We start from the raw sequence: 5,114 nt of genomic DNA on the forward strand, positions 1-5,114 counted from the left end.
TGAATGGATATAATTCAGGAATTCAGCAGATTTTAAAACCTATTGAATTAAAATCTGCTTAAGCCGAATTCACGTTAAATACAAACTTTAGATGTAAGACTCCGTCAAAAACAAACCACTTATGTTATTTTCCAAGAATGGTATAACTTAAAATTTTATTTTGAGAACATCATAAAAAATGCCCAATCACATGATTGGGCATTTTTATATTCATTTAATCAATAACTTAATCTTCAGCTTCATCAGGGTTTTTAACCAAATGAATGGTTGCCAAAATCAACCCACCCCATAATAAAACAATGGATAAAATCATCATCACAATCGCAGATGTATTCATTTTAATTCTCCTTCGACGCTGTGTCTTTCGTCAAACTTAAAAGGATTGCACCAAGAACAAAGAACGCCACGACACCACCACCAATCAACCATAAAGTTAATGCAGGATAACCACCATACCCTTCTGTGATGATTGCTTTAATCGTCAATAATAATGCAACCAACAATGAAATCGGTGTAATAATAGTCAGAAGAAAATTCCAACCATTACCCAGCTTAATACTTGAGTATTGATTCACATGAGCTTCTAATTGAGCCATCAATGGACGACGGAACCAAGACACTAAAATAATCGACAATAAACCACCACCAACAATACCAATGTTATTGGCAAAGTAATCGATGATGTCAACAAAAGTAATTGCACTGTGTGTAGAGAATAAAATCGTTGAAATGACAGCAGATATACCACCAATAATAGTTACAGCTTTATTTTTAGACCAACCAAATTTATCCTGAAATGCGGCAATAGGCACTTGTAAAATACTCACCATAGAGGTAATCCCTGCTACGACAAGTGAAGCAAAGAACAAGAAGCCAAATAAGTCACCACCTGACCCCATACTTGAAATGATTTTTGGGAATGCGATAAAGGCTAAGCCAATTCCCCCTGAAACCACATCTTTTACGGGAACACCTGAACTTTGTGCCATAAAACCAAGTGCAGCAAATACCCCAATCCCTGCCAGAATCTCAAAGGATGAGTTTGCCAATGCCACAACAACACCTGAACCCGTCATATTGGCTTTTTTATTTAAATAAGATGCATACGTCAACATAATCCCGAAACCCACAGAGAGTGAGAAGAAGATATGACCAAATGCAGCCAACCATACTTTATAATTGGTCATTGCTTCCCAATTTGGCGTGAAGAAAGCATTTAATCCTTCTGTTGCCCCTGGCAAGCGTAATGCTTGAATCACAAGGATAGAAAATAAAATGACCAATAAAGGCATAAAAATTTTATTGGCAAGTTCTACCCCACGACGTACACCACCATAGAGAATAAACATCACTACAGCCCATACAATGACTAAACCAAAAAACAAAGTGGGTACAAAACCAAATGCCAGACCTTCCCCATTTGCTAAATAACTTTTAAAGAAAAAGGCCTCTGTATCGCTCCCCCATTGTTGACCAAAGGAATAGAACATATAACTACCTGCCCATGACAAGACACTGGCATAGTAAATCCCGATGACCAAAGTCACCATGACTTGCCACCACCCCAATGCTTCACTATTCATTAATTTTTTATACGCAATTGGTGGCGCTTTACGATATTTGTGCCCCACTGCGTAGTCTAAAAATAATAAAGGCAACCCTGCTGCAAAAATTGCAATTAAGTAAGGTACTAAAAATGCACCCCCACCATTTTCATAAGCGACATAAGGGAAACGCCAAATGTTACCCAAACCTACGGCTGAACCAATCGCCGCCAAAATAAAGCCTGATCGTGCAGACCAACTTTCACGATTATCTGACATAGAAAATACCTACGATGTGTGGACTCCACATTGCCGCATATTGTGTTTATCTTTAACATGCAAAAGGAGTCCAATTCCTAAATTCTTTTTGTTTGAATAAAACAGCACCTTGTGAGCACTTTGTTGTTATTACAAACCAATATTTTGTTGTGATTTCTTGCTTAAAGAAAATCTTAAAAAATATTGTTTAATGGCGCAACAATACCTGTTTTCCTTGCCTTTTACTGTAATTTCTACACTAAATTCGACTTTAGAATGAACATTTTCTAATTAATTGCTTATTTTTTTATCCTTTCCCCCTTTAGTAGATTTTTATTTTAAGCCTTAAGTTTTATTTCGCATTGCTCGGAATTCGATAATGCCCAATAATTTTATATTCATTTAAAATATCATTTTCACGCGTTCCATAACCAATGTTATGAATCACCAATGGCACTTTTGAAAGTACCGTAGTTTTGTCAGAAATAATACCGATATGTGTCAGCCCTTTGCCTAAATCCCACGCCACAATATCGCCTGCTTTATAGTGCTGATCCTGAACCGCATAACCTTGTCGTTGAAAATAGGTCATAATGTTCGGAACACGACGATGATCAATATTTTTATCAGTGGCTTTTAATCCCCATTTTTTTGGGTACTTAGAAAAATTAGCTTTCATGTCTTCGTGGATACGTTGTTGTAAATCAATCCCTTGGTGACGTAATGCTCGAATCACCACATCTGTACACACACCTTTGACCAAAGGTACATCCCCCATGGGATATTTGAGCTGTGTATAGGCTGGGTCGTAATAGAGTGTTTTCCAAATTTGTGAGCGTGCATCGGTTACCAATTTATCAGATTGAAATGCCCAAATTTGCACACTGAGTAACGATACAACGAATAGTACAGATAATTGTTTAAATGATTTTATTGTCATTAGAAAATACCTAAGAAAAACAAGGAGCCGAGACTCCTTGATAAATGAATTACTGTTAAAAATATTATTGTTTAATCACCAAAAGGCGTTCTTCCTGCATATCACGAATCGCCGATTGAATGCCCTCACGACCTAAGCCTGAATCTTTCACACCGCCATAGGGCATGTTGTCCACACGGAAAGTTGGGATATCATTAATAATCACACCACCCACATGTAGATGATCCCATGCATAGAGCATCTTGTTTAGATTTTGAGTATAAACACCTGCTTGTAAACCAAAACGACTCTTATTGATTGTGGCAATCCCTTTTTCAAAATCCTTATATTTTTCTAAAATCGCCACTGGACCAAAGGCTTCATTTTGGTAAATTTCAAGAGATTCATCGACATTTTCCAACAAAGTAGGCTCAAATAAAACACCATTTAGAGTACCACCGGTTAAGATTTTAGCACCTTTCTTTTCAGCTTTATCTACCCATTTTTTCAAACGAACAGCTTCAGATGCTTTGATTATTGGGCCAACAATCGTCGTTTCCAAGCTTGGATCTGCCGCATGAATTTTCTTCAATTTCGCTAAAACTTTCTTCTTAAACTCGGCATAAATATCTGAATGCACCAAAATCCGTTGCACACTAATACAAACTTGCCCAGCATGACTATATGCACCACTGATCACACGATCCACCAATGCATCAGTCATTTCAGTATCTGGTTCAATCAAAACCGCTGCGTTGCCACCCAATTCTAAAGTGACTTTCTTACGGCCTGCACGTGCTTTCATATCCCATCCCACTTGGTCAGAACCTGTGAAACTTAATAGTTTAAAACGGTCATCCGTCACTAAAACATCTGCGTGTTCACGTGGGCATGGCAATACAGAGAAAGCCCCTTTAGGCAATTCTGTTTCTGCCAATACTTCAGCAATTTTCAAGGCTGAAATTGGTGTCAAACTTGCAGGTTTTAAAACAAATGGACAACCTGCAGCAATTGCAGGTGCAATTTTATGAGCAGTTAAATTCAATGGAAAATTAAATGGGCTAATCAAAGACACTGCACCAATTGGAACATGTTGTACCATCCCCCGATAAGCCGAAGCTGCTGCAGTCACAGCCAAAGGCATCAAGCGACCATCATCGATTGTAGTAACAGCATCAGCTGCGATTTGAAAAGTATTAATTAATCGTTCTACTTCTGCTGCGGCAGCAAGTTTAGGTTTTCCACCTTCTGCGATTAATAATGCCGTCAATTCACTACGCATTTCTTTAAAACGATTGACGCAATGTAAAAGAATTTTTTGCTTTTGAAATGGTTTTAAATTTGCCATCTCTTGTTCTGCTTTGACTGCTGAACTGATCGCTTTGTCTAAGATTTTGTCATCGGCCAAAGCAACTTTTGCATAAAGTTGACCCGAAAACTTATCATTAACCTCAAGCCATTGTCCTGTTTTTACAGGCTTCCCTGCCACATATAATGGGAATTCTAACCCTGCCATACTTCATCTCCTTTATTATCTATATTCTCATAATGCAAAATGGCTGAAACCTCTATATCATGCCCTTAGTTTATAAAACTATGAAATGTATTTAAGTAACAATTCAGCACAATACATCTATTCAGTCAGAGGATCTTATGAAGTTAAAACAATTACCTGTGTTTATTGCAGTTTTAGGATTAAGCTCATTCGCGCAAGCCGATTTTATTGGCTTAAAAGGTGACATCAGCTATTGGAATGTAGATGGCAAAGCCAATATTGATGAAAAACGATTAGCAGATCAAGACTTAGATCGTAAAGGCACTGTACAAGCCTCTGTTGCATTTGAGCATCCTGTGCCAATCATTCCAAATGTAAAAGTGAAATACACAAAATTAGATACCGAAACTGAAGCCAATACCATCAATAAAACAGATATTAATTTAGATCATACTGATTTAATTTTATATTACGAAATTTTGGACAATATCGTTAAAGCGGATGTCGGTGTAGGTGCAACACGCTTAAATGGTGATGTAAAACAATTCGGTCAATCTGTTGATGTAGATGAATATTCACCGATTATTTATGCAGAAGTTGGTGGAAAATTACCATTTACAGGTTTCAGTGCCAAAGCTGAAGCAACTTATACCAATGTCAATGATGTCAAAATCACCGATGCGCAAGCAGAAGTTCAATATAACTTTGTACAAAGCATATTATTGGATTTAGGTGCAAAAGTTGGTTACCGTGTCATGAATATCGAATTAGACGACATGGACAAACGTGATATGAAATTTGAATTCAAAGGTCCATATATCGGCTTAGATGCACATTTCTAAGATTTAACAAACCAAGAAGAAAACAAAGAGCAGATCATAGGATCTGCTTTTTTATT

At 37.3% G+C, this 5,114-nt stretch carries 5 protein-coding genes; 1 reads left to right on the forward strand and 4 read right to left on the reverse strand.

Features of this window, described 5'->3' with window-relative positions; genetic code table 11:
• Nucleotides 1–226: 226 nt before the first annotated feature.
• From HX129_RS17455 to HX129_RS17470, 4 genes are all read right to left on the reverse strand, one after another.
• On the reverse strand, nucleotides 227–337 hold the full coding sequence (locus HX129_RS17455) for a methionine/alanine import family NSS transporter small subunit (RefSeq protein ID WP_081406165.1): 111 nt from the start codon (nucleotides 335–337) through the stop codon (nucleotides 227–229).
• Between the two features lies 1 nt (nucleotide 338).
• Nucleotides 339–1,823, reverse strand: a complete 1,485-nt coding sequence (locus HX129_RS17460) for a sodium-dependent transporter (protein WP_286436383.1) — start codon at nucleotides 1,821–1,823, stop codon at nucleotides 339–341.
• Between the two features lie 331 nt (nucleotides 1,824–2,154).
• A complete protein-coding gene (locus HX129_RS17465; RefSeq protein ID WP_286435340.1) occupies nucleotides 2,155–2,742 on the reverse strand; it encodes a DUF1287 domain-containing protein in 588 nt (195 codons plus the stop codon).
• A 64-nt stretch (nucleotides 2,743–2,806) separates the two neighbouring features.
• Complete coding sequence (locus tag HX129_RS17470; protein ID WP_286436384.1) at nucleotides 2,807–4,237, reverse strand: aldehyde dehydrogenase family protein; 1,431 nt, start codon at nucleotides 4,235–4,237, stop codon at nucleotides 2,807–2,809.
• 137 nt (nucleotides 4,238–4,374) lie between these two features.
• Between HX129_RS17470 and HX129_RS17475 the strand changes: the two genes are divergently transcribed.
• The gene (locus HX129_RS17475) at nucleotides 4,375–5,058 is read left to right on the forward strand and encodes a TIGR04219 family outer membrane beta-barrel protein (protein ID WP_130075517.1); all 684 of its coding nucleotides are present in this window, start codon (nucleotides 4,375–4,377) and stop codon (nucleotides 5,056–5,058) included.
• Nucleotides 5,059–5,114: the final 56 nt, after the last annotated feature.

Origin of the sequence: Acinetobacter sp. 251-1 (assembly GCF_030329305.1) — a bacterium.
In the GTDB taxonomy this organism is placed as follows: Bacteria; Pseudomonadota; Gammaproteobacteria; order Pseudomonadales; family Moraxellaceae; genus Acinetobacter; species Acinetobacter piscicola_A.

Excerpts from the sequence above, each read along its gene's own strand:
- HX129_RS17455 (WP_081406165.1), bottom strand. The coding sequence starts at position 337 with ATGAATACATCTGCGATTGTGATGATGATTTTATCCATTGTTTTATTA.
- HX129_RS17460 (WP_286436383.1), bottom strand. The coding sequence starts at position 1,823 with ATGTCAGATAATCGTGAAAGTTGGTCTGCACGATCAGGCTTTATTTTG.
- HX129_RS17465 (WP_286435340.1), bottom strand. The coding sequence starts at position 2,742 with ATGACAATAAAATCATTTAAACAATTATCTGTACTATTCGTTGTATCG.
- HX129_RS17470 (WP_286436384.1), bottom strand. The coding sequence starts at position 4,237 with ATGGCAGGGTTAGAATTCCCATTATATGTGGCAGGGAAGCCTGTAAAA.
- HX129_RS17475 (WP_130075517.1), top strand. The coding sequence starts at position 4,375 with ATGAAGTTAAAACAATTACCTGTGTTTATTGCAGTTTTAGGATTAAGC.